This is a genomic window from Stenotrophomonas sp. CASM114, from assembly GCF_049384325.1.
GTDB lineage: Bacteria > Pseudomonadota > Gammaproteobacteria > Xanthomonadales > Xanthomonadaceae > Stenotrophomonas > Stenotrophomonas muris.
Window position 1 is genome coordinate 1 of record NZ_JBMRGJ010000001.1, and the last position, 21272, is coordinate 21272.

Annotated in this window: 19 protein-coding genes; 11 read left to right on the top strand and 8 right to left on the bottom strand. The window is 69.0% G+C overall.

Going from position 1 to position 21272, the window contains the following annotated elements; translation table 11 throughout:
• Positions 1 to 145 precede the first annotated feature (145 nt).
• Together VG566_RS00005 and VG566_RS00010 are read right to left on the bottom strand one after the other, a co-directional pair.
• Positions 146 to 1666 (bottom strand): thioredoxin family protein, encoded by a 1521-nt coding sequence (locus VG566_RS00005; RefSeq protein WP_164165828.1) that lies wholly within the window; start codon positions 1664 to 1666, stop codon positions 146 to 148.
• Between the two features lie 97 nt (positions 1667 to 1763).
• Positions 1764 to 2213: a GNAT family N-acetyltransferase gene (locus tag VG566_RS00010; RefSeq protein WP_032962518.1), complete on the bottom strand. Its 450-nt coding sequence runs from the start codon at positions 2211 to 2213 to the stop codon at positions 1764 to 1766.
• Positions 2214 to 2279: 66 nt separating this feature from the next.
• Here VG566_RS00010 and VG566_RS00015 point away from each other — a divergent pair, with 66 nt between their 5' ends.
• From VG566_RS00015 to VG566_RS00060, 10 genes are all read left to right on the top strand, one after another.
• Positions 2280 to 3215 (top strand): TIGR03571 family LLM class oxidoreductase, encoded by a 936-nt coding sequence (locus VG566_RS00015; RefSeq protein ID WP_241884012.1) that lies wholly within the window; start codon positions 2280 to 2282, stop codon positions 3213 to 3215.
• Positions 3216 to 3341: 126 nt separating this feature from the next.
• Complete coding sequence (locus tag VG566_RS00020) at positions 3342 to 3653, top strand: DUF3817 domain-containing protein (protein ID WP_041863547.1); 312 nt, start codon at positions 3342 to 3344, stop codon at positions 3651 to 3653.
• A gap of 151 nt (positions 3654 to 3804) precedes the next feature.
• A complete protein-coding gene (locus VG566_RS00025) occupies positions 3805 to 5001 on the top strand; it encodes an MFS transporter (protein WP_241884010.1) in 1197 nt (398 codons plus the stop codon).
• Positions 4998 to 6191, top strand: coding sequence for an isochorismate synthase (locus VG566_RS00030; protein ID WP_241884008.1), 1194 nt, complete (start codon positions 4998 to 5000; stop codon positions 6189 to 6191). The genes VG566_RS00025 and VG566_RS00030 overlap by 4 nt, the downstream gene beginning before the upstream one ends.
• Positions 6188 to 7840, top strand: a complete 1653-nt coding sequence (locus VG566_RS00035; RefSeq protein ID WP_049439392.1) for a (2,3-dihydroxybenzoyl)adenylate synthase — start codon at positions 6188 to 6190, stop codon at positions 7838 to 7840. Before VG566_RS00030 ends, VG566_RS00035 begins: the two co-directional genes overlap by 4 nt.
• Positions 7840 to 8472 (top strand): isochorismatase family protein, encoded by a 633-nt coding sequence (locus VG566_RS00040; protein WP_241884006.1) that lies wholly within the window; start codon positions 7840 to 7842, stop codon positions 8470 to 8472. Before VG566_RS00035 ends, VG566_RS00040 begins: the two co-directional genes overlap by 1 nt.
• A complete protein-coding gene (locus VG566_RS00045; RefSeq protein WP_032962506.1) occupies positions 8472 to 8729 on the top strand; it encodes a phosphopantetheine-binding protein in 258 nt (85 codons plus the stop codon). Before VG566_RS00040 ends, VG566_RS00045 begins: the two co-directional genes overlap by 1 nt.
• Entirely contained in the window at positions 8726 to 12616 is a 3891-nt protein-coding gene (locus VG566_RS00050; RefSeq protein ID WP_241884004.1) for an enterobactin synthase subunit F, read from the top strand. The genes VG566_RS00045 and VG566_RS00050 overlap by 4 nt, the downstream gene beginning before the upstream one ends.
• Positions 12607 to 13365 carry a 2,3-dihydro-2,3-dihydroxybenzoate dehydrogenase gene (locus tag VG566_RS00055; RefSeq protein WP_241884003.1) on the top strand — a complete coding sequence of 253 codons (759 nt, stop codon included), beginning with the start codon at positions 12607 to 12609 and terminating at the stop codon, positions 13363 to 13365. The genes VG566_RS00050 and VG566_RS00055 overlap by 10 nt, the downstream gene beginning before the upstream one ends.
• A 120-nt stretch (positions 13366 to 13485) precedes the next feature.
• Positions 13486 to 13932 (top strand): REP-associated tyrosine transposase, encoded by a 447-nt coding sequence (locus tag VG566_RS00060; protein WP_164165835.1) that lies wholly within the window; start codon positions 13486 to 13488, stop codon positions 13930 to 13932.
• A gap of 152 nt (positions 13933 to 14084) precedes the next feature.
• On the opposite strand, the gene VG566_RS00065 is transcribed toward VG566_RS00060, so the two are convergent.
• The 4 genes from VG566_RS00065 to VG566_RS00080 are packed head-to-tail and all read right to left on the bottom strand — an operon-like array spanning position 14085 to position 18021.
• On the bottom strand, positions 14085 to 14468 hold the full coding sequence (locus VG566_RS00065) for a DUF2894 domain-containing protein (protein ID WP_180835193.1): 384 nt from the start codon (positions 14466 to 14468) through the stop codon (positions 14085 to 14087).
• The gene (locus tag VG566_RS00070; protein ID WP_005409939.1) at positions 14458 to 15096 is read right to left on the bottom strand and encodes an OmpA family protein; all 639 of its coding nucleotides are present in this window, start codon (positions 15094 to 15096) and stop codon (positions 14458 to 14460) included. The genes VG566_RS00065 and VG566_RS00070 overlap by 11 nt, the downstream gene beginning before the upstream one ends.
• The gene (locus VG566_RS00075) at positions 15093 to 17357 is read right to left on the bottom strand and encodes a DUF802 domain-containing protein (protein WP_241884002.1); all 2265 of its coding nucleotides are present in this window, start codon (positions 17355 to 17357) and stop codon (positions 15093 to 15095) included. The genes VG566_RS00070 and VG566_RS00075 overlap by 4 nt, the downstream gene beginning before the upstream one ends.
• 10 nt (positions 17358 to 17367) lie before the next feature.
• Positions 17368 to 18021 (bottom strand): DUF3348 family protein, encoded by a 654-nt coding sequence (locus VG566_RS00080; protein WP_241884001.1) that lies wholly within the window; start codon positions 18019 to 18021, stop codon positions 17368 to 17370.
• Between the two features lie 145 nt (positions 18022 to 18166).
• Here VG566_RS00080 and VG566_RS00085 point away from each other — a divergent pair, with 145 nt between their 5' ends.
• Positions 18167 to 19087, top strand: coding sequence for a M14 family metallopeptidase (locus tag VG566_RS00085; protein ID WP_032962492.1), 921 nt, complete (start codon positions 18167 to 18169; stop codon positions 19085 to 19087).
• Here VG566_RS00085 and VG566_RS00090 read toward each other — a convergent pair.
• Positions 18991 to 20799, bottom strand: coding sequence for a phosphoethanolamine--lipid A transferase (locus VG566_RS00090; protein WP_241884000.1), 1809 nt, complete (start codon positions 20797 to 20799; stop codon positions 18991 to 18993). The two genes, VG566_RS00085 and VG566_RS00090, sit on opposite strands and share 97 nt — an antisense overlap.
• 73 nt (positions 20800 to 20872) lie before the next feature.
• Entirely contained in the window at positions 20873 to 21259 is a 387-nt protein-coding gene (locus tag VG566_RS00095; RefSeq protein ID WP_050483602.1) for a diacylglycerol kinase, read from the bottom strand.
• Between the last annotated feature and the right edge of the window lie 13 nt (positions 21260 to 21272).

Genomic DNA, 21272 nt, shown 5'->3' on the forward strand with positions numbered 1-21272 from the left:
GGCCGCTGGACAGGACCGTTGGCGCCATCCTTGGCGCCATCGAGCACCATGGAGGGGCTTTTGCGTGTCCTGGCCAGCGGCCCCCGCCCCCTCCCACACGGATCAACGAAAGCGCCGGCAGGCGAACCAGCCGCCAGCGCCTTCATCAACTCAACCAATCCTTGCACGCACCATCAACCTGTTCCCCGCACGCCTGCTGCATCCGCTGCTGCAGCCGCGCCAGTGTTTCGGCGCCCTGGTGCTTGCCGCTCCACGTCTTCAACTGCCCGGCCAGGCGCTCGAAACGCTGGCGGGTACGCTGGTGGTAGCCCGACGGCTGCGCTTCCAGTTCGGCGATCAGCGAGGCGGTGGCCTGCTCGATGCGTGGTGCATCATCCGGCGCCAGCTTCAACAGGCCCTCCACGTACAGCACGCCCCACTGTACGCGGGTGGCCGGGCCCTGCGCGCCATCGTAGGCGCGCTTCAGCCACTCCAGCGCACCGGCGGTGTCGCCGCGCTGCTCGGCCAGTTCGGCCAGCTCGGGCATGTAGTAGTACGGCTGTTCGCTGCGTTTCAGCTCGGCCAGCAACAGCGCCTCGGCGCCCGCGTCGTCGCCGACCTGGCGCAGTGCGTAGACCGCGCTGCTGATCGTCGCCTGGCGTGCATGCGCATCGGTGGCGGCGGCATCGGCAGCGACCACCCGCTGCTTGACCCGCTCAACCAGGGCCGCGGGCAGTGCGCCGTTTGGCTGCTGCTGACGGGCCAGCGACACTTCGGTCAGCGCACGCGACAGCGCGTCGTCGGCACGGTTGCCGCGCTCGGCATCTGCGCGCTCCAGTGCGACCAGCAGCTGCTGCCCCAGCGTGTTGCTGGTGGCCGGGCCGGCGCTGGCCTGCTTGACCAGCGTCGCGCCCGCGTAGCCCAGCAGTTCGCGGTTACGACGGACTTCGGCAGGTTGCGCCAGCACTGCCTGCAGCAGCTCACGCACCTCGGTGGGCGAGCTGGCGGGCGTGTCGGCGGTGGCCAGGGCCAGCAGGGCGAAGCGGCGTTGCAGCGCCGCGTCGGGTGCGGCCTTGGACAGCTGGCGCAGCACATCCTGGCTCTTGCGCTCGCCGGCCAGGCGGTTGGCGTCGACTTCCCAGCCGTAATCGCCCAGCACCTGCCAGTCTTCGGCGGCCAGCCTGTCCGGCGTGGCCAGTGCCGTCGCCAGGGTGGCGGCGATGGCGCTGCGGCGCCCGGCCGCGACGGTCAGCGCACGGGTCAGTTCGGCCGCGTCGTTGCCGCCGGCCACGCGGGTGAGCTCATTGCGTTGTGGGTCCAGCACGATCAGGGTCGGATAGCCGCGCACCCCGAAGCGTTCGCCCCAAGCCTGTGCCCCTTCCTCGTCGCCATCCAGGTAGACCGGCACGAACTTGCCGGTCAACGCGATGAACGCCGGGTCCTTGAACAGGCCGGCCTTGAGCTGGTTGCACGGCGGGCACCAGACCGCGCCCCAGTACAGCAGCACCGGCTTTCCGCTGTCGGCGGCCTCGGCGAAGGCATCGTCCACATCGCCCTGGCGCCAGGCGATGGCGGACGCCGGCGCGGGCGCCTCGGCGGAGCTGGCGGTGGACACCGGGGCCGGGGTGCAGGCGCTCAGCGCCGAAGCCAGCAGCAACACGGAAAGCGCGACGCGCATCGGCGGCATCTCGAAGGGGGGACAGTCCATTGTAGGAATGGCCGGGGAGTGTGCTGATTCAGTTTGCTTATATCGGCCGTGCAGCGGGGCATGACACCCGCTGCCCTCAGGCGGCTGCCCGCACCATCTGCTGGTACACCAGCCCGTTGAACTCGCCGACATCACCGTCCAGCACGAAGCCATAGCGCAGGTAGGTAGGCACTGCGTTGAGCGAGGCGCGCACGGTCAGCACCGGTGTGCGCAGGTGCGGCAGCACGGCTTCGAACAGGGCATGGCCGATGCCCTGGCCCTGGCAGGCGGGATCGACGAACAGCATCGCCAGGTGGCGGCCTTCCTTCAGCTCTACCACGCCGAGGATGCGGCCATCCTGCTCGGCCACCAGGATGTGGTTGTCACCCTGCAGGCGTGCAGCGAACGCATCGGCGGCGGCGACACTGCCGAACGTAGCAATGCCGGCCGCGCTGAGCGAGGGCGCGACGGCCGCAGTGAATGCGGCCAGGCATACCGCGCTCATCGCGGGCAGGTCATCGATGTGGGCGGGGCGGATCCTCGGCATGCAGCGATCTTCATGTGGTGTGTGGCGTGTCATCGTCGCCGGTTGCCTGCACGCTAAGCTGGTCCCATGAGTGAATTCAATCCCGCCTACGCTTCGTTGTTTCCGCAACAGGGACTGAGCCTGGGCCTGATGACGCCCGTTGCGGCGCATGGGCTGGCCGATCCGGGCGCGGCGCGGCGCATTGCGCGGCTGGCCGACGATCTTGGTTTCGCCGCGTTGTGGGCGCGCGATGTACCGCTGATGGTGCCGCAGGGCCCGGACGCGACGGCGAGCGCGCTGGACGACCCCTTCCTGTGGCTGGGCATGCTGGCCGCCGCGACCACGCGCATCGTGGTCGGTACCGCCGCCATCGTGTTGCCGTTGCGCCAGCCGTTGCAGGTGGCGAAGTCGGCCTTGAGCCTGGACCGGATCAGTGCAGGGCGGTTCGTGCTGGGCCTGGGTTCGGGTGACCGCCCGGAAGAATTCGCCGCCTTCGGCGAGGATCTGGAGGGCAGGGCGACGACCTTCCGTGAGCGCTGGACGTTGCTGCGCGCGGCGTTGTCACCGGAGGCCGATGCGCGGACCGCCGTACTGCAGGCCACGGGTGGCTTCGACGTGCTGCCGGCGCCGGCAACCCGCATCCCGATGCTGGTGGTGGGTACCGCGCGGCAGAGCCTGCAGTGGATCGCGCGCGAGGCCGAAGGCTGGGCCACCTATCATCGTGAGGAGGCCGCGCAGGAGGGGCGCATCGGCCTGTGGCAGCAGGCGCTGGTGCAGCGTGGTGGCCCAGGCAAGCCGTTCGTGCAGTCGATGCTGCTGGATCTGCAGGCAGATCCGCAGGCGCCAGCTGAGCCGCTGCCGCTGGGCCTGAAGGTCGGCCGCGATGGCCTGCGTGACTATCTGCTGCGCGTGCATGGGCAGGGCGTGGCGCACGTGATGTTCAATCTGGTCGACAACGGGCGGCCGATGGACGCGGTGTTGCGTGAGATCGGGGAGCAGGTTCTGCCATACACGCTCCGGTAGGTGTCCACCTTGGTGGACACGCTCCAACAGTCGAGCACGGCTCGACTCCATACGTGGCTCGCCTCTGCGTATCATTCGCATTTGATACCCCCGCTGCCGGAGCCCCGTGTGACCCAACGTTCCCCCATGCACCCGAGCGGACGCCTGTTCGCCGCGGTCGCTTTCATCGAGGCCGTGACCTGGGCCGGCCTGCTCATCGGCATGTGGATGAAGTACGGCCCCATGGCCAACGTGGCCCTGGTGAAGCTGTTCGGACCCCTGCACGGCGTGGCGTTCCTGCTCTATGTGGCGGTGACGCTGTTCGCGGCGCTGCGCCTGCGCTGGCCGTGGTGGGCCAGTGCGCTGGCGCTACTGGCAGCCATCCCGCCGCTGGTGACGCTGCCATTGGAATGGTGGTTCAAGCGCCGTGGCCTGTTGGGCCTGCGCGCGGTGCGCTGAAGTCGCTGTTGCGTGCCCGTTCAAGAGAATGGGTATCAAATGCAAATACGAGCCGTTATCATTTGAGGATGGCGTCCGGTCCTGAGCAGGGCCGGCGCCGGGCGGGGCGCAGGTGCGCCCGGCGATCCCTTCCTGTTACGGCTGGTGTTCCATGCACGCACGTCCCGTCGTTCCCGGCTTGCCGGCGCTGGTAGTGGCCGCCCTGATCGGCACCATGGCGATGATGTCCTTCGTCGCCGTGATCGGTCCGGTGGTCCGCATGCTCGGGCTGTCCGAGTGGCATGCCGGCCTGTCGGTCACCGCCGCAGGCGTGTTGTGGATGCTGGCCGCGCGCCCCTGGGGCCAGCTCAGCGACCGCATCGGCCGCAAGCGCGTGCTGATGCTGGCGATGAGCGCCTACACCGTGGTCTACATCGCGCTGGCGGTGTTCATCGACGTTGCCCTGCAGGCGGTGCCGCCGGTACTGGTATCGGTGCTGGTGCTGGTCGGTGCGCGAGGCCTGATCGGCCTGTTCTACGCGGCGGTGCCGCCCACCGCAGCCGCGCTCATCGCCGACAAGGCACCGACCGGCCAACGTGCGAAATTCCTCGCCCGACTGGGCAGCGCCAATGCGCTGGGCATGGTGCTCGGGCCGGCCGCTGCCGGCTGGCTTGCCTATACCAACCTTTCGCTGGCGCTGTACGTGGCCGCGTTGCTGCCGCTGCTGGCACTGGCATTGCTGGCCTGGCGGCTGCCGGCTACACCGCCGGTGGTTGGCGCGTCCGCACAGCGCCGCGCGCCGATGAGCCGCCTCGACCCGCGCCTGCGCCTGCCGCAGCTGGCGGCGCTCATCGCCATGGTCTCGGTGACCATCGCGCAGGTGACGGTGGGCTTTTTCGCGATTGATCGCCTGGGCCTGGATGCTGCCGCTGGTGCACGCATGGCCGGCATCGCGCTGACCGCGGTCGGCATCGGACTGATCCTGGCGCAGGCGCTGGTGATGAAGCTGGAGGTGCATCCGCGCCGCTGGATCATCCTCGGCGCGCTGATTTCCGGCATTGGCTTTGCTTCGGTGGCGGGCGTGCAGCAGGGCTGGCAGTTGCCGGCGGCGTACGCGCTGGCCGCGTTCGGCATGGGCTTCGTATTCCCCTCGTTCCAGGCGCTGGCCGCCGACGCGGTGGAAGCGCACGAGCAGGGTGCCGCAGCGGGCACGGTCGCTGCCGCGCAGGGGCTGGGCATGGTGGCCGGGCCGATGCTCGGCACGCTGTTGTATCGCGGCGGGCCCAGCCTGCCATATCTGCTGGTCGGCGCGCTGCTGCTGTTGCTGTGCGCGCTGGCTGCAGCGCATCGGATGAAGGAGACCCCATGAACGATTCCCTGATGCAGGGCGCGTGGCCGGAGGCTGCGCCCGCGCCGCTGGAGAGCACTGACGACGCGTCGCTGTTCCTGCTGCAGCACGCAGGCCAGCATGTGCACGCACGCGGTTGCCGCCTCGCGCTGCCGGGTGGCGCGCTGGCAACCCTGGCGGAGCGCGTTGCGGCCTTCTTCGCCCAGCAGCGTGGCGGTCCGGGCCTGCTGGTCGGTGCGGTGCCATTCGAACCGCATGCCGACGACGCGTTGTACCAGCCCGAGCGCCTGCTGCCGGCCCTGCCGTTGCAACCACGGGCGGCGCCGGCGCTGCAGGGCCCGCTGCAGGCGGAGCCCGCAGCGCAGGACTATGCAGCCGCGGTTGCCGCGGCAGTGAAGGCGCTGCGCGCGCCCGACCAGGACCTGCACAAGGTGGTGCTGGCGCGCAGCCTGCTGGCGCACAGCCGCCATGCGCTGTCTCCAGAGGTGCTGCTGGCGCGGTTGGGCGCGGATCCCTCGGTGGCGACCTATGCGGTGCCGCTTCCGGTTGAACCGGGGCACGCACCGGCCTGGCTGGTCGGCGCAACACCGGAGCTGCTGCTGCGCAAGCGTGGCGCCGAGCTGTTGTCGCACCCGCTGGCCGGGTCCGCGCGCCGCAGTGCCGATGCCGCCGAGGACGAGCGCGCCGCGCAGGCGCTGCTGGCTTCGAACAAGGACCATGACGAGCACCGCCACGTGGTCGAGGCCATCATCGAGGGCCTGGCGCCGTACTGCAGCCACATCGATGCGCAGCCGCGCCCGGTGCTGCATGCCACCGCCAGCATGTGGCATCTCGGCACCCGCATCCACGCCACCCTGAAGGATCCGCAGACATCGGCGGCCGAGCTGCTGGCGCAGTTGCATCCAACGCCGGCGGTCTGCGGTACACCCCGGCTGGCGGCACTGCAGCGTATCCGCGAGCTTGAGCCGGTGCCGCGTGGCTTCTATGCCGGGGCGGTCGGCTGGCTGGATGCGCAAGGGGATGGTGACTGGTATGTGGCGATCCGCTGCGCACGCCTGCAGGGCACGCAGCTGCGCCTGTACGCCGGCGCCGGCATCGTTGCCCAGTCGCAGCCCGAGGCCGAGGTCGCCGAAACCGCGGCGAAGTTTGCCGCCCTGTTGAACGCGTTGGGCGCCCACGACGCCGCGCCCGTCATCGGGCCTGCTGCATGAACACGCCCACTGTTTCTTCCCGCCTGCCACTGCAGCAGGCATGGCCCGATGCGCTGGTGGCGCGCTATCGCGAGGCGGGCTACTGGCGCGGCGAGACCTTCCCGGCGTTCCTGCGTGAGCGTGCGGAACGCTACGCTGATGACATCGCCGTGGTCGCTGGCGATGTGCGCCTGAGCTACGCGCAGCTGTGGCACGAGGCCGGTCGCATCGGTGCCGGACTGCTGGCACTCGGCCTGCAACCCGGTGAGCGGGTGCTGGTACAGCTGGGCAACACCGCCGGGTTCATCGCCACCGTATGCGGGCTGTTCCGCGCCGGCCTGGTGCCGGTGTACGCGCTGCCGGCGCACCGCATCACCGAGCTGGTGCACTTCGCCAACAAGGCCGAAGCCAGTGCCTACATCACTGCCGACCTGCACGATGGCTTTGATCATCGCGGGCTGGCGCGGGCGCTGCAGGCCGAGGTGCCGGCGCTGCGCCACGTGGTCATCGATGGCGACGCAGCAGAGTTCACCGCGCTCGAGGCGCTGCAGGGAGACCGCAACCAGCTGCCGGCCGACCCGGACCCGCAGTCGGTGGCGTTCCTGCAGATCTCCGGTGGCAGCACCGGGCTGTCCAAGCTGATTCCACGCACCCACGACGACTACATCTACTCGTTCCGTGCCAGCAATGACCTCTGCGGCATCGACCGCGACAGCGTGTATCTGGTCGCGCTGCCGGCCGCGCACAACTTCCCGATGAGCTCGCCCGGTTTCTTCGGTGCGCTGTATGCCGGTGCCCGCGTAGTGCTCAGCCCCGGTCCGGGGCCGGATGCGGCCTTCCCGCTGATCGCGCGCGAGCAAGTGACCTGCTGTGGGCTGGTGCCGCCGCTGGCGCTGTTGTGGGCACAGGCCGCCGCCACCAGCAAGCACGACCTGTCCAGCCTGCAGGTACTGCAGGTAGGCGGGGCCAAACTGGTGCCGGAAGCCGCACGGCGGGTGATTGACGGCCTGGGCTGCACCCTGCAGCAGGTGTTCGGCATGGCCGAAGGCCTGGTGAACTACACACGGCTGGATGATCCGGAAGAGCTGATCGTAGCCTGCCAGGGCAGGCCGATCAGCCCGGACGACGAGGTGCGCGTGGTCGATGACCATGACCAACCGGTGCCGGAAGGCGAGGTAGGGCATCTGCTGACCCGCGGCCCGTACACCATCCGTGGCTACCACAACGATGCGGTGGCCAATGCGCGTTCGTTCACCGACGACGGCTTCTACCGCACCGGCGACCGCGTGCAGCAGCTGCCCGGAGGCTACCTGGTGGTGCAGGGCCGTGCCGGTGACCACATCAACCGGGCGGGCGAGAAAATCTCCGCCGAGGAGATCGAAGATCACCTTCTGGCCCACCCCGGCGTGTTCGACGCCGCCGTGGTCTCCATTCCTGACGAGTATCTCGGTGAGCGCAGCTGCGCGTTCGTGATTGCGCAGGGCGAGCCGTTCAAGGCGCCGGCACTGAAGGCCTGGATGCGCGGGCGCGGCCTGGCCGCGTTCAAGGTGCCGGACCAGGTCGTGTTCGTCGACAGCTTCGATACCACCGCGGTCGGCAAGATCAGCCGCCGCGAACTGCGCGCGCAGTTGCGTGCGCGTCATCTGCAACAGACAGGAGGAACGCGCTGATGGCGCTGCCCCGTATCACCGATTACCCCTTGCCGACTGCCGCCGAACTGCCGCAGGCGCGCGGCCCGTGGCGCCCGAAGCGCGATCGTGTCGCGCTGCTGGTGCACGACATGCAGCGCTATTTCCTGGCCGCATTCGACGCCGGCAACGCACCGCTGCGGCCGGCAGTGGACAACATCGCACGGCTGCTGGCGCATTGCCGCGCGCACGGCATTCCGGTGTTCTACACCGCCCAGCATGGCGACCAGGACCGCCGTGACCGTGGCCTGCAGGCCGACCTGTGGGGACCAGGCATGCGTCGCAGCGCCGACCATGAACCAATCATCGAGGCACTGGCACCGCAGCCTGGCGAGCACGTGCTGGTGAAGCACCGCTACAGCGCGTTCCAGCGCAGCAACCTGGAGACGCTGATGCGGGTGCGTGGACGCGACCAGCTGCTGGTCATTGGCGTGTATGCGCATATAGGCTGCACGGCCACCGTGGTCGAAGCCTTCCAGCGCGACATCGAGGCGTTCATCGCGGCCGATGCGGTAGCGGATTTCTCGCGTGCCGACCACGATCAGGCCCTGCACTGGATTGCCCGCACCTGTGGCGTACCGATGACCACCGACCAGTTGCTGGAGGTGCTGTGATGGCCGCCACGGGTGACGTGCTGGATCTGGAGCGGATGCGTGCCGACGTGGCGCGCGTGCTGGAATGTGCTCCGGCCGAGATCGGTGACGACGACAACCTGATCGACCTGGACCTGGACTCGATGCGCATGCTCGGCCTGGTCCTGGCCTGGGGCAACACCGGCCTGCCCATTGAGTTCTCGCAGCTGGCCGAGCACACCACGCTGCGCCAGTGGTGGGCTGTGGTGCAGCAACTGCAGGCCGCGCAGAACGCATGAACGCCGCTGCGCTGGCCACACCGGTGGCATTGACCGAGGCCCAGGCCGGACTGTGGTTCGCACAGCGGCTGGCACCGGACAATCCGTCATTCAATACCGCGCACGCGGTGTGGATCGACGGCCCGTTGGACGTGGCCGCGTTCATTGCAGCGGCAGACCAGGCTGCAGGCGAGGCCCAGGCCTTCGCATTGCGCTTTGCCGAAGGGGCCGATGGCCAGCCGCTGCAGTGGCATGACCCGGCACACGTGCCGCTGCTTTCGGTGCGCGATGTTTCCACCGCGGCGGATCCCACCGCGGCGGCACGCAACCTGATGCAGGCCGATCGGCTCAGCGCGGTCGATCCGACCCGCGACCGGATCAGCCAGCAGGTGTTGTTTGACCTGGGCGGGCAGCGCTGGGTCTGGTACCTGCGCGTGCATCATCTGGCCGCCGATGGCTACGGCATGGCGCTGTTCACCGATCGCGTGTGCGCGTTGCATGCCGGTCGCATGGCTGAACCGCTGCCAGGGCTGGCGGGCGTGCTGGCGGATGACGCCGCCTATCGTGCCGACCCGCGTCGTGCGCAGGCCGGGCACTGGTGGCGCGAGCAGTTGCAGGGGGCGCCGGCGGGCGTGGGCCTGGCAGGCACCGTGGCGGCCAGCGACGATGCGCTGCGCTGGGTGCGGCCGCTCGATGCGGCCTTCCGTGAGCAGCTGCTGCAGGCCTCGGCACGTTGGCTGCAGCCCTGGCCGGATGTGCTGGCCGCGCTGGCGGCCGAGTACCTGCGGCGGATGAGCGCCGCCGATGAAGTGGTGCTGGGCGTGCCCTACATGGGCCGGCTCGGCAACGCGTCGGCGCGGGTGCCGGCGATGGTGATGAACGTGTTGCCGCTGCGCGTAGCGGCCGGCGAGGGCAGCGTCGAGGCCTTCACCCGCGGCCTGGGCCGGCAGCTCAGCCAGGGTCGCAAGCATGGCCGTTACCGCAGTGAGCAGCTGCGCCGGGACCTGGGGCTGGTCGGCGCGCAGCAGCGCCTGCACGGTCCGCTGGTGAATGTGCAGCCGTTCTACAAGCCGCTGGCGCTGGCCGGCGCGCAGGCAACGCTGGAGGTGCTGTGCACCGGGCCGGTGGATGATCTGACACTGGGCTTCCGTGGCGATGGCCAGCACCTTCTCGATCTGGAGATCGAGGCCAATCCCGCGCTGTACAGTCGCGAGGATGTCGGGGCGCATGCAGCGCGGTTGCTGCATTTCGTGTCGGCAGCATTGCAGGCTGACGATATCGCAGCCGTGCCTTTGGCGACGCTTGAGGAGGCGCAGCAGGTGCTGCACGGTTTCAATGCCACCGCGCATGCGCTTCCCGAGACTACCCTGGTTGAACTGCTGCAGCAGGGCATGGATCGGGATCCGCACGCGCCGGCGCTGGTGTTCGGCGACACTACGCTCGACTATGCAACGCTGGAAGCGCGCAGTTTCGCGCTTGCCGCACAACTGCGCGGCATGGGCGTCGGCCCGGGCAGCGTAGTCGCGGTGGCATTGCCGCGCTCGCTGGAACTGGTGCTCGCGCTGGTCGCGGTGCTGCGCGCAGGCGCGGCCTATCTTCCGCTGGACCTTGCCCATCCCGATGAGCGGTTGGCACGTATTCTTGCGTCGGCGCAGCCGGTGTGCGTACTGGCTGCGCCAGACGTATCGGTGCGCATGGCCGGTGTGCCGGTGCTCGCGCCGGAGCAGTGGACCGCGCTGAGTTTTGCAGCGCCATGGGCGGATCCTGCGTCCAGCGATGCCGCCTATGTGATCTATACCTCCGGTTCGACCGGCGAGCCCAAGGGCGTGGTCGTCGAACACCGCGCGATCGTCAATCGCCTGCTGTGGATGCGCGAGCACTACGGCATCGGCGCCGATGACCGCGTGCTGCAGAAGACCCCTGCCACCTTCGATGTCTCGGTCTGGGAATTCTTCCTGCCGCTGCTGTGCGGGGCTACGCTGGTGGTTGCCGGGCCGGACGCGCATCGCGATCCCACCGAGCTGGCGCGCTTGATCCGGGGCCATGGCATCACCACGGCGCATTTCGTGCCGTCGATGCTCGACGCCTTCCTCGCTGCGCCGGCTTCGGCAGGGCTGCAGCTGCGCCGCGTATTCACCAGTGGCGAGGCGCTGGACGCTGCGTTGCGCGACCGCTTCCATGCGCGCGTGCGCGCAGAACTGCACAACCTGTACGGCCCGACCGAGGCCGCAGTGGATGTCAGCTATTGGCCGGCGTCAGCGCAGGATCGCTCGCGGCCGGTGCCGATCGGCTTCCCGGTCTGGAACACCCGCCTGTACGTGCTGGACGCCCGGATGCAGCCGGTGCCGGTCGGTGTGGCCGGTGACCTGTACCTGGGCGGCGTGCAGCTGGCACGCGGCTATCTCGGTCGCGACGATCTGACCGCCGAACGCTTCCTTGCCGATCCTTTCCTGGCGGGCGAGCGCATCTACCGCACCGGCGACGTGGCGCGCTGGCGCCGCGATGGTGCGGTGGAGTACCTGGGCCGCAGCGACCATCAGGTGAAACTGCGCGGCCTGCGCATCGAACTGGGCGAGATCGAGGCGGCTTTGCGCGAACTGCCGGGCATGGAACGGGTGGAAGTGCTGCTACGCCAGGATGCTCCCGGCGAAGCGCGTCTGGTGGCCTATGTGCCGACCGCGCTTGCCGATGCCGTAATGCTGCGCAGCCACCTCGCCACGCGTGTGCCTGACTACATGGTGCCCTCGGCCATCGTTGGTGTGGACCACTGGCCGGTGACCGCCAACGGCAAGCTCGACCGCAACGCGTTGCCGAAGCCACCGCAACGTGAAGTTGCCGGCTTGGCGCCGCGCACGCCGTTGGAACAGGAGCTGGCGTTGCTGTTCGCACAGGCGCTTGGGCGTGAGGCGCCGGTGGCGGTGGATGCGGACTTCTTCAGTCTCGGCGGTGACTCGCTGTCGGCGGTGCACCTGCTGCTGGCGATCGAGCAGCGCTGGCGCTGCGATCTGGGTTTGGGCGCCTTGTTTGCCCAGCCCACCGTGGCCGCGCAGGCGGTTCGTATTGCCGCGCCACCCGCGCTGGCCGATCACGGGCTGGGGCCGGTGATCGCGCTGGCCGCAACCGACGCTGCCGGGCCCACGCCGCTGTTCGTGCTGCACCCGGCCGGTGGCATCGCCTGGAACTACCGCACCCTGGCCCGGGCACTGCAACCAGCCCGCCCGGTGTATGGCCTGCAGTCGCCGGCACTGGACGCGCGGCTGCCACTGCCGAGCAGCATCGAGGCGATGGCCAACGAATACGTACGGCGCGTGGTCGCACTGCAGCCGAAGGGGCCGGTGCATCTGCTGGGCTGGTCGGTGGGCGGCATCCTCGCCCAGGCGATGGCGGTGCGGCTGCATGAGATCGGCCGCGACGTCGGCGAACTGGTGCTGCTGGACGCCTATCCCAGCGAGTGCTGGCGGGCCGAGCCTGAACCGGACGCCGTCGCCGCACTGCGGGCACTACTGGCGATTGCCGGCCATGACCCGGATGCGCATCCGGAACTGGACAGTCGTGAACGCATACTCGCGTTCCTGCGTCGCGGCGGGAGTGCACTGGGCAGCCTGCCGGATGTGGTGCTTGACGGCGTGGTGCGCGCGGTGACCGGTACCAACCGGCTGATCCGCGAGCACATCCACCAACCATTCGACGGCACGCTGGTGCACGTCCGCGCGGGCCGGGATCACCAGGCGCGGCCACAGCTGCAGTCGGCGTTGTGGCGGACCCACGCGCGCAAGGTGCAGGCACTGGAACTGCCGTTCCTGCACGCCGAACTGACCGGCCGCGATGCGGTGGCGCAGCTGGCACCGTGGTTGTCGGCGCGGCTGCGCCACTGGGACGAGCAACAGGAGACCGCAACATGCAATTGACCGGTTTTGATGGTCGTGTGGCGCTGGTGACCGGCGCTGCCGGCGGCATCGGCGAGGCACTGGTACGGTTGCTGGCCGCGGCCGGTTGCACCGTGGTGGCGACCGATCGCGAGGCACCCATGTTCGCGGATGCACGTGTGCAGGCGTTTGCTCTTGACGTGACCGACAGTGCGGCCGTCGACGCCTTGGTGGATCGGGTCGAGTCCAGCATCGGGCCGATCATGCTGGCCGCCAGCGTGGCCGGTGTGCTGCATGTGGGCGGCGTGACCGAGACCGGCGATGACGACTGGCGCCGGGTGTTCGCGGTGAACACCGACGGCGTGTTCCATGTCGGGCGTGCTCTGGCGCGGGTGATGTCGCCGCGCGGGCAGGGCGCGATGGTTACCGTCAGCTCGAATGCGGCCGGTGTGCCGCGACACGGGATGGCCGCCTATGCGGCATCCAAGGCCGCCGCCACCATGTTCACCCGCTGCCTCGGGCTGGAGCTGGCGCCGCTGGGAATCCGCTGCAACATCGTCGCCCCGGGATCGACGTTGACCCCGATGCAGACCGGCATGTGGCAGGACGAGCACGGTGCCGAGCGGGTGATCGCCGGCAGCCTGGAGACCTACAAGGCCGGCATTCCACTGCGCAAGCTGGCCACCCCCGAGGACATCGCGCACTCGGTGATGTTCCTGCTCTCGGAACAGGCCGGGCACGTGGCGATGAGCGACCTGTACGTCGACGGCGGCGCCACCCTGCGCGGCTGAGCCCCGACGGCTGGTAGTGCCGGCCGCTGGCCGGCAACCTCACTCACCTTCAGACATCTCCCAACCCCCGTCGAGCCATGGCCCGACAGCCAACGCGCAATGATCGACCCACCATGGCGCATGAGCAGCCATCGCCTCCGCCTGGGCCGTCACTCGATCATCGGCCAGGTCTACGTTCTGACAACTACCACGCATCAGCGCCGCCGGCTCTTTGAAAGCGAAGCTGCAGCAGCATGTGTGATCGACCAGTTCGATTACATCGAGCAGCGCGGGCTCGTACGGTCACACGCATGGGTCGTCATGCCGGATCACGTCCACTGGATGTTCGAGCTGCGCGCAGCCCACCTTCCAGACATCGCACGCCGGATGAAATCGTCGAGCGCGCTTGCCCTGAATCGCTTGGCGGGCCGTCGAAGTACGGTGTGGCAGCCCGGCTACTTCGATCATGCCGTGAGGGCCGAGGAGTCGATGGCGCGGCAAGCGCTGTACATCCTGGGGAATCCGGTACGCGCCGGTCTTGCTGGGCAGATTGGCGAGTATCCGCATGCGTGGTCGGTCTGGGTGTGATGCCGGCCAGCGGCCGGCACTACCACGGCAGAACCGAAGCGCAGCGCAGATCGCGCTGCGGCGCACAGAGCACCCGCGATGGTAGTGCCGGCCGCTGGCCGGCAACCCCATGACCCGCGCGGAGACGCGTAGCCGCCGGCCAGCGGCCGGCGCTACTCCTTCGGCGCCTGGCGCGGCTTGCGCGTGCGCTTCGGCTTTGCGCTATCCGCACCGCTGGCGGCGCCATCCTGCAGTGCCTGCAGCCAGGACAAGGTGTCCACGTAGTCGATGAAGTGGCGCAGGTAGCCGGGGCTGGTGGCCTGCATCGTGTCCAGCATGCGCTGCACCAGCACCGCCGAGTTCAGCGGGCCGCCGTCAGCCGGGGCCTCTGTGCGCAGGGAGCGGCGCACCTGCAGTTCGCTGCGCAGCTCCGACCACTCGCGCTGCACCTGCTGCAGCATCGGCACCTGCGGGTAATGCGGCAGCGAGCGCGACCCTGCATCAAGGTCGCGCACCAGTGCGCGCAGGCCTTCGAGCGCTGGCGGCTTACTTGGCATCCGGGGCCTTGGGCTTGGGAATCGGCGCGATCTCTACGCGACGGTTGCGTGCGCGGCCTTCCTCATTGGCATTGGAACTGACCGGCTGCTCGCTGCCGAACGCGGCGGCGAACACGGCGTCCGCCGGTACGCCATCGGCGATCAGGGTGCGGGTGACGGTCAGCGAGCGCTGCGCCGACAGCTCCCAGTTGTCGGCGAAACGCCGGTTGCCTTCGCGCACCGGCGCGTCATCGGTGAAGCCGCTGACCATCAGGATCTCTTCGCGGCTGCCCAGGTAGGCGGCCAGCGGTGCGGCCAGGCTGCGCAGCAGCTCCTGGCCTTCCGGCTGCAGCTGGTCGGAGTTCAGCGCGAACAGCACGCTGCCGCTGATGCCGATGCGGCCATCCACCAGCGTCACGCGACCGGCCGCCAGCGGGCCCGCCAGCGCCTGTTCCAGGGTCTGCAGACGCTTGGCTTCGGCCTGGCGCTGTTTCACTTCCTGGTCCAGTCGCTGCGACAGCTCCAGCTGCACGGCGACCACACCGACCAGTATCAGCACGAACGCGCCCAGCAGCACCGACATCAGGTCGCCGAAGGCTGCCCAGATCGGGGCATGCGAACCGCCGTCGACCTCCAGCTCGTCGCTCATGCGCTGCCGGCCTTGCCGCGGCGCGCGGCCAGCTGCTGCAGTTCTTCCATCACCTGCTTCTGCGACAGCAGGCTGAGGTCGACCACCTCGCGCGCCTGGGCTACGTAGTAGGCCAGCTGCTCGTCGCTGCGGGCCAGCGAGGCATCCAGTGCGCCGCCGATCTGTTCCAGGCGGCCGGACAGCTCGGTGGCGGCACTGCCGAACTGCGCGACCGCTTCGCCGAACGTGCCGGCCAGCTGGCCCACTTCGGCAGCGCTGCCGTTGAGCGCTGCGGCAATGCCATCCAGCTTGCCGGTCTCTGCGGCGATATGGTCGGTGAAGCGATTGCCAACCCGCTCCAGCAGCTCGGCCGAGCCACCGACCAGTGCGTCCACAGCGGTGCGCTGCTCGTGCGAAGCGTGATTGATCGCATCCAGCAGGGTCTGCACGGTGGCCAGCAGGCGGCCGCGCTCTTCCAGCATCGCGTTGTCACGCACCAGGCTCTCGGACAGCGTGCTGCGCAGCTCGTTGATGACGTCGGCAGCAGCCTTGGGCGCGGCCGCGGCGGTCTGCAGCAGGGTAGACACTTCAGCCAGCGTGACGCTGGCCTGCGCGCGACCGTTCTCGCCGATCTGCTGTGCGGTGGCCGCCAGGGTGTCGCAGACCTGCTGCTGCTGCGCAGCCAGGTGTTCGCCGTTGGCCTGCAGGCGCTCGGCCAGGTCGCTGGAAACGTGCTGCAAGGCTTCGCTCCAGCGCTGCAGGCGCTGTTCGTCGCCGGCCTGCAGCTGCGCCTGCAGCGCGGCGTGGGCCTGCTGCAGCTCGGCGCTGACCGCGTCCCAGCGCGCCTGGCGCTGCTGCTCGCGGCTGTCCAGGCTGGCTTGCAGTTCGGCGTGCGCGGCCGCGGCGGCGGCCTGCGCAGCCTGCCACTGCTGCGAACGCTGCAGTTCGTGGTCCTGCAGCAGCGCCTGGCTGGTGCTGTGGTGCTGCTCCAGCGCCTGTAGCAGCGCCTGCGCGCGCGCGTCCAGATGCTCGCTGGAGGCCAGCAACGCCTGCTGCTGGCGTTCGACCAGCGCGCTGTTCAGTGCCTGCTGCTGTTCGGCGGCAGCACGCAAGGCCTCCGCATTGTCCTGTGCATCGGCCTGCAGGCGCTCGCCGATACGTGTGACCAGCGCTTCGGCATGCGTGGCCTGGCCATCGCTGAAGGCCTGCAGGTGCTGGCGCAGATCACTGACCAGCGCCTGTTGTGCCTGGGTCTGCTCGCTCACCACCCTGGCCCAGCTGGCCTCGGTGGCGACGCAGCTGCGCTCGAAACCCTCGCTCAGGCCGGCCAGCTGCTGCTGCACGGCCTGCTCGACGCGGGCATGCAGTGCTTCGCCGTGATGGGCCAGGCCAGCCAGGGTGGTTTCGGCCATCGGCTGCAGCGCACCACCGATGGCGGCGGCGCTGGCTTCGGCCCCTTCGCGCAGCGACTGCTGCAGCGAGACGGCCAGGCGTTCCTGCAGGGCCTGGCTCTGGGTCAGGAACTCGGCCTGGCCGGCCAGCAGGCGCTCATTGGCGGCCGCACTGTGCTGTTCAAAAGTGCTGGTCATCGCCTGCAGGCGGTCGACCAGCGCCGGCAGCGCCGCAGACTGTGCCTGCAGCAGGCGCAGCGATTCGGCGCGCTGCCAGGCCTGCGAGTACGGATGCAGGTCGCCGGCAATGGCGCGGTCCAGCTGCTGCACGGCCTGCAGGCGGTCACGACGCAGCAGTGCCGCCAGCAGGCCGAGCATGGCCGAGCTGGCCACACCGGCGATCGAGGTACCGAATGCCACCGCCAGGCCCTGCACCGGCGAGGCCAGCGAGCCGCGGATCGCGGCCATGTCGGTCGCACTCTGCAGCGCCAGGCCGGTGCCACGCAGCGTGTCCATCATGCCCAGCAGGGTGCCGAGCATGCCCAGCAGCACCAGCAGGCCAACCAGGTATGGGGTCAGCACCGGTGCGGGCAGGGCGGTGCGCTCGCCTTCCACGCGCAGGCGCACGGCGTTGCGCAGGCCCAGCGGCACGCGTTCCAGCCAGGCGGCGAGGCTTTCCTTCGCGCTGGACAGGTCGTTCAGCGCGCTGCGCAGGCCGTTGCTGGCCTGGCGGTAGCGATACAGCTCCACGCCACCGGCGATGTAGCAGGCCGCGATGATCGCCGCCACCGCTGCACCCAGCGGATGCACCGAAACGTAGCCAATGCCGATCCAGCACACGGCCAGCAGGCCGACAAGGAAAACAACGACATGGAAAGCAGTTCTGGACATGGTGTTCCGGTCAGTGGGAGCGCAGGGCGTCTTGCAGCCCTTCGATCGGGTGGAAGCGCAGCTGCAGCTCGGCGAGCAGCAGGGTGCGCATGTCATGGCGGAAGGCCGCGCGCCAGCCGGGCTGGCCGTGCACGCGTTCAAAACGGGCGCCGAGCACCGCCGGCGCCGTGGCCAGCAGGCTGTGCTCGCGCGGGGTAAGGGTCTGTTCCATCACCGCATCGACCTCGGCCAGCCGCGCCAGCTCGGGCGAAACCTGCACCAGCTGGTCGCGCAGGCGGCCGCGCAGGCGCCCGGTGGCGGTCTGGATGGCCTGCTGCAGCACCCGATAGCGCTGGCGCAGCGAGGCGAAGTTGGGTACAGCGGCGGCTTCGGCCAGGTCCAGCAGGCGCTCGGCTTCGGCATCCTCACTGATCGAGGCCAGCAGGCTGGCGTGCGCCTGCGCGCAGTCGGCCAGCACATCCTCGAGCGCTTCGGCGGCTTCACCGGGCTCGGGCAGGCGTCCGCCGAGCGCCCCGGACAGGGCCACGGCGCGGCTCCAGTCCACCCACTGGCCGAGGCGATCGGTCAGGGCGGGACTGGTGGCCGGCATCGCGCCGTCGCTGAGACGGGCGAGCATGCGGAGGAACTCCGGTCCACCCAGGACCGGCTGCGCTGCGTTCGCCATCAAGGGGTGAGGGGCCAAAAACCGTTGATTTTACAACCAGATGACCCGGCCTGGATGAAGGCGGGGCCGGGGGGAGGGGCCCGCGGGCGCGACAAGGCTTAGAATGTCCGGCTGCACCCATCCGTTCGACCCCTGGAGTTCCCCAATGACTGTTGCGCAGTTCTACCCGATCGGCACCCCCGGACAGCCCTGGGGCGACGCGGAACGCGCACAGTGGCGGGCCCGCCAGCAGCGCCAGCGCAGCTACCACGACGATGTGGTGGCCGCCCTTGAACGCCTGGACGACAGCTTCGACGTGATCCAGTACGGCCAGTTGGACTATGCGCCGGACCATTACCCGCTGTTCGCCGTGGTCAACCACGACTGGAACCCGGCGCTGCCGACCGCGCTGATCACCGGCGGCGTGCACGGCTATGAGACCAGTGGCGTGCATGGCGCCCTGCAGTTTCTGGAACAGCAGGCCGAGCGCTACCTGGGCCGGCTGAACCTGATCGTGGCGCCGTGCGTCAGCCCATGGGGCTACGAGCGCATCCAGCGCTGGAACCCGGATGCCATCGACCCGAACCGCAGCTTCCGTGACGGCGGCCAGATCGAGGAAGCCGCCGCGCTGATGCGCTGGGTGGCCGAGCGCAAGCCGAACCTGCTGGTGCACCTGGACCTGCACGAGACCACCGACAGCGACCTGCACGAGTTCGATCCGGCCCGCTGCGCCCGCGACGGCAAGCCGTTCGAGCGCGACACGATTCCGGACGGCTTCTACGTGATCGGCAACAGCGAGGATCCGCAGGCCGAGTTCCAGAAGGCCCTGATCGCCGCCGTCGCCCCGGTCACCCATATCGCCCCGGCCGACGCCGAGGGCAACCTGGTCGGCCTGCCGTTGCAGTCGCCGGGCGTGGTCTGGGGCGAATCGCGTTCGATTGGTGCCTGCGCCGGCTTCACCGATGCACGCTTTGCCACCACCACCGAGGTCTACCCGGACAGCCCGCGCACCAACCCGCAGGAATGCAACGACGCCCAGGTGGCGGCGGTATGCGCCGGCCTGGATTTCGCCCTGGCCGCACAGTAACGCGCCACGTTCCGGGCGGTGACCGGCATCAGCCGGTGCCGCTTGGCCGGCGCGGTGGCGAGCGGCGCGCCGGTCGTCGCCCGGCAGCCGGCGAAGACATCCAGATCGCGCTGGTACACGCTGCTGCTGACACCGAACAGGCCCAGCAGGGAATGGAAGACATTGTCGTGGCTGTAGGCGCGGCGCAGCGCATTCCCACGCAGGCAGGCCATGTCCAGGCCCGCGTTGCGGCTGAACTCCGTTGAGAACCACATCACCATCGGCACCTGGGTCTGTTCGCGCGGGGCGATGAAGTAGGGCGTGCCGTGAAGGTACATGCCGCGTTCGCCGAGCGACTCACCATGGTCGGAGACATAGAACAGCGCAACGTCGCGGTGGTCCGAATAGCCCTGCAGCAGGTCGATGGTCTCCGCCAGCACCTGGTCGGTATGCACCAGGGTGTTGTCATAGGTGTTGACCAGTGCCTCGTTGCTGCAGTGCTGGATCTGGTTGCTGTCGCAGGTCGGGCTGAAGGCCCGCGACGCTGCGGGATACCGTTCAAAGTAGGTCGGCCCATGGCTGCCGAGTTGATGCAGCACGACCAGGGCATCGCCGTGGATGGCGTCGATGCGTGCGCCGAGCTGATGCAGCAGCACGTCGTCGTAGCAGGTGCCGTCGGCGTTGACGCACTGGTCGGCCACCTTGAGTGCGGGCATGTCCTCGGTCGGCACGCGCTCGCACACGCCCTTGCAGCCGCCATTGTTGTTGTTGCGCCAGAGCACGCCGACGCCGGTACGCTGCAGGATGTCGAGCACGTTCTCCTCGGTCGCCGCGCGGACGTCGTCGTATTGCTGGCGGGTCATCTGCGAGAACATGCACGGTACCGAAATCGCCGTTGCGGTTCCGCATGAGGAAACATCACTGAAGCTGATGACGCCATCCTTGCGCGAGAGCCGGGGATTGGTCGCGCGTGGGTAGCCGTTGAGCTGGACGTTCTGTGAACGCGCGGTCTCGCCGACGACCATGACCACCAGCTTCGGGCGCGGGCCCGGAACGCGCCGCGCGTCCGTGCCGATCGGGCGCAACGGTTGCTGGCGGGTGCTGTAGAGGCTTTTCAGGTAGCCGTGGGTATGGCGCACCACGTTCAACGGCAGTACCTGGTCGCGGATGTAGCGGTTGTTGCGCAGCAGCGAGGAGTAGTCCTTGTAGAACGCAAAGCCGATCGCCAGCAGCACCACAAGCGACGCCAGGACGTTGGCCGGCCACACCAGCAGGGAACGTATCGAACCGGCCCTGCGGGTGGTGCGCACCAGGGCGAGCCCGGCAGCGGGCAGCACGCCCAGCGCCAGCAGCGTGAGCAGCAGCGGCAGCGACAGATAGGCGTTCAGTTCGGCCTGATTGGTCTCGAACACGTTCTGCACCATGCTGCGGTCGATCAGCACGTTGTAGTGCAGCATGAAGTAGCTGCACGCGGCGCCGACGACGAGGAGCAGCACCAGCAGCGGCTTGCGCACGAAGGGGAGTGCCAGCAGTGGCGTCAGCAGCAGGTTGAACAGGCAGAACAGCAGCGGCGGCAGGCTGGCCAGGAACAGCGTGCTGCGCAGGCTGTTGAGATCGATCAGCCCCCACAGCGTCTTCCAGAGGGCAAGGTTTCCAATCGTGGCGAAGAACAGTGCGGCGGCCCAGACCAGAACGATTGGATGGGACCGCGGGAAACGGAGGCATTGACGCACGAGCAGGTTCCGCGGAACAGGAGTGCGCGCAGTATCGAAACGGCCTTATCAGGAAGTTGTCAGGATTGCCGGGCTAGCCCAGCAGGATCACGCCCCACACCGCACCCACCATCAACAACGCGGTGGTCTGCGCGGCGCTGCCCATGTCCTTGGCGTTCTTGGACAGCGGGTGCTGCTCCAGCGAGATGCGATCAACCACGGCTTCAATCGCCGAGTTGAGCAGTTCCACCAGCAGGCTGATGAAACAGACCGCCAGCACCAGCGCCCGCTCGACCGTGCTGATGTCCAGCACGAACGCGGCCGCCATCAGCAGCGCGTGCAGCAGCAACAACTGGCGGAACGCCGCCTCGCCGCGAAAGGTGGCGATGAAGCCATCGCGCGAATGGATGAGGGTGTGGAAGATGCGGCTCAATCCGGTCTTGCCGTGCGGGTACTTGCCGCTGTCCTTGGGGTGTTGCATGCCGTCTCCAGAG

What these genes read in the sequence shown, in the direction of transcription:
- VG566_RS00005 (WP_164165828.1), bottom strand. Translation starts at nt 1,666, where the DNA reads ATGCCGCCGATGCGCGTCGCGCTTTCCGTGTTGCTGCTGGCTTCGGCG.
- VG566_RS00010 (WP_032962518.1), bottom strand. Translation starts at nt 2,213, where the DNA reads ATGCCGAGGATCCGCCCCGCCCACATCGATGACCTGCCCGCGATGAGC.
- VG566_RS00015 (WP_241884012.1), top strand. Translation starts at nt 2,280, where the DNA reads ATGAGTGAATTCAATCCCGCCTACGCTTCGTTGTTTCCGCAACAGGGA.
- VG566_RS00020 (WP_041863547.1), top strand. Translation starts at nt 3,342, where the DNA reads ATGCACCCGAGCGGACGCCTGTTCGCCGCGGTCGCTTTCATCGAGGCC.
- VG566_RS00025 (WP_241884010.1), top strand. Translation starts at nt 3,805, where the DNA reads ATGCACGCACGTCCCGTCGTTCCCGGCTTGCCGGCGCTGGTAGTGGCC.
- VG566_RS00030 (WP_241884008.1), top strand. Translation starts at nt 4,998, where the DNA reads ATGAACGATTCCCTGATGCAGGGCGCGTGGCCGGAGGCTGCGCCCGCG.
- VG566_RS00035 (WP_049439392.1), top strand. Translation starts at nt 6,188, where the DNA reads ATGAACACGCCCACTGTTTCTTCCCGCCTGCCACTGCAGCAGGCATGG.
- VG566_RS00040 (WP_241884006.1), top strand. Translation starts at nt 7,840, where the DNA reads ATGGCGCTGCCCCGTATCACCGATTACCCCTTGCCGACTGCCGCCGAA.
- VG566_RS00045 (WP_032962506.1), top strand. Translation starts at nt 8,472, where the DNA reads ATGGCCGCCACGGGTGACGTGCTGGATCTGGAGCGGATGCGTGCCGAC.
- VG566_RS00050 (WP_241884004.1), top strand. Translation starts at nt 8,726, where the DNA reads ATGAACGCCGCTGCGCTGGCCACACCGGTGGCATTGACCGAGGCCCAG.
- VG566_RS00055 (WP_241884003.1), top strand. Translation starts at nt 12,607, where the DNA reads ATGCAATTGACCGGTTTTGATGGTCGTGTGGCGCTGGTGACCGGCGCT.
- VG566_RS00060 (WP_164165835.1), top strand. Translation starts at nt 13,486, where the DNA reads ATGAGCAGCCATCGCCTCCGCCTGGGCCGTCACTCGATCATCGGCCAG.
- VG566_RS00065 (WP_180835193.1), bottom strand. Translation starts at nt 14,468, where the DNA reads ATGCCAAGTAAGCCGCCAGCGCTCGAAGGCCTGCGCGCACTGGTGCGC.
- VG566_RS00070 (WP_005409939.1), bottom strand. Translation starts at nt 15,096, where the DNA reads ATGAGCGACGAGCTGGAGGTCGACGGCGGTTCGCATGCCCCGATCTGG.
- VG566_RS00075 (WP_241884002.1), bottom strand. Translation starts at nt 17,357, where the DNA reads ATGTCCAGAACTGCTTTCCATGTCGTTGTTTTCCTTGTCGGCCTGCTG.
- VG566_RS00080 (WP_241884001.1), bottom strand. Translation starts at nt 18,021, where the DNA reads ATGGCGAACGCAGCGCAGCCGGTCCTGGGTGGACCGGAGTTCCTCCGC.
- VG566_RS00085 (WP_032962492.1), top strand. Translation starts at nt 18,167, where the DNA reads ATGACTGTTGCGCAGTTCTACCCGATCGGCACCCCCGGACAGCCCTGG.
- VG566_RS00095 (WP_050483602.1), bottom strand. Translation starts at nt 21,259, where the DNA reads ATGCAACACCCCAAGGACAGCGGCAAGTACCCGCACGGCAAGACCGGA.